The 1,460-nt window shown below is 32.8% G+C and carries 1 protein-coding gene; it reads left to right on the top strand.

The window, feature by feature from the left end:
• Window positions 1-27: 27 nt before the first annotated feature.
• On the top strand, window positions 28-1,460 hold a 1,433-nt coding region (locus E5A76_RS16660; protein ID WP_161119611.1), incomplete at its 3' end, for a hypothetical protein.

Raw genomic sequence — 1,460 nt, 5'->3', positions numbered from 1 at the left:
CTGTTAATACATATAGGAGGTATTAACATGGTTACAAAATACAACAAGATATTGGCAGGAATAATTTTGGCTAACAGTTTTAATACAACTGTTAACGCACAAGAAATTTTTGAAATTAATGGTACTTGTAAATTACCAGAACTAGAAATGGAATTAAGGAATTTCCAAGATGATATCGCTGATATATATAAAGTTGATTTTATCGCTTCTATTCCAGAAGAGTTTGAAAAAAACGTGAATGAGAAATTACCTAATTTTTCGTCCGGAGTGGCAGAGTTTGCGAATAAATTTGCTGCCGCAATTAGCCTATCCATTGGAGGATTCGATCTCATTGAAGGTATTGAAACTGGCAACAAAGATAAAACAACGGAAGGTATAGTTACGATAAGTTCTTACGTCGCACCTGAAATCGCCGGAGAAGTCATTGGTACTTTATTTTCACAGTCTATCGCTGAAGCAGTAAACCCTGTTACAGCAGTAATAGTTGCTGAAGCACTTGCCATTAATCAAGACATAAAATTAGCATCGAAGGTCAATCAAATGATCAAAGCAGATCATAATCTCATGCAGGTATACAAAAACTCAATCAAGAAAACTGACAAGCAATTAGATAAATTAAGAAAAATTATCGTTGGTAACTATGACCAAATATATAATTATGAATATGAAAATTTTGGGAAAATCACAGTAAAACTTCATAAAAACAGTTTTGATACAATTAGTAACCGTTTAATGAACGATTACTTTACAAAGCGTATTCAATACCGTTTGGAAAAATATAAGATAAAAGCACTTGTAACCTATCCTGATCCTAAAATTGGAAGATATAGAGGTATCAGTTCAATTACTGGACGGCTAAAATGGGTGGCGAATGAAATGGGTCTTACATATTTTACAGCTAAAAAGTTTGTACCTTACGATCAAGAACTTTACGTCCAATTAAATAATGTTAATTGGACAGCGTATCAAGATGGTGTTTATGCCATCTACAAATCCAAAGCCTTTTGGAATGTCTTTAATCATACTTTTGTATGGGTTTACCATACTCTATATCCTGTTCTTAATGTTATTGTGGATAAAATCTATGATGATCACGCTCAGATTATGAATGACTTTAAGACAATATTAACCGACACCAGTTTTCTAAATGGCATCCAAAGCTCAATGATAGCGCCATATAATAAAGCCATTACAAAATACGTTGCTTGGCAAGAGTTTGGTTATCAGGTACTCAATACTTTAGATTACTCTGATGCTAAAACAACTGAAGCAATTGCTGACATGGTAAATATACTCAACCCTATCATAGGTGCTGTTGTCGAAAATCCATTAGTCAAAAAAATTTCGAATGACGTTAACCTGGCACCACAAGTCTTTACCATTACGAAGTTATTTATAGATCAAAATGTTGATATTACTGATACCAATAAGTTTTTGGAAATATTAAATAAATGGTATAA

This window comes from Photobacterium lucens (assembly GCF_009873615.1).
GTDB classification, from domain to species: Bacteria; Pseudomonadota; Gammaproteobacteria; order Enterobacterales; family Vibrionaceae; genus Photobacterium; species Photobacterium lucens.
Note: the sequence above shows the minus strand (reverse complement) of the source record. Positions and strands in the feature narration are given on the sequence as shown.